This is a genomic window from Leisingera sp. ANG-M1 (genome assembly GCF_000813745.1).
Taxonomy (GTDB): Bacteria; Pseudomonadota; Alphaproteobacteria; order Rhodobacterales; family Rhodobacteraceae; genus Leisingera.
In genome coordinates, this window is the sequence record NZ_JWLC01000062.1 from 1,060 (window position 1) to 1,307 (window position 248).

Annotated in this window: 1 pseudogene; it reads right to left on the minus strand. The window is 67.7% G+C overall.

The features are described from left to right. Positions 1-248: pseudogene (locus RA19_RS27140) on the minus strand (hypothetical protein); the annotation flags it as partial.

Here is a 248-nt window from a genome sequence, read left to right on the forward strand (position 1 = left end):
CCCGCGCCGTAAGCGGTGCCAGGTCCGGAGCCTTGTTGGCCTCAACCTGCTGTTTCAGAGCCGCAACAGCGGCCTCCAGGTCGGATTGGCCGGTTTCAAGCGCGGTCAGGTCGACGCCGCTGCCCTTGAGCGCTGCAGGCAGGACGTTGTCGAGCCAGCCGCCCTGGCCGGCCACAAAGCCGATAACAGCCGCCACAACGCCGCCCAGAACCGCAGATCCGAAGCCGCCGCGCTTTTCGACAACGCGC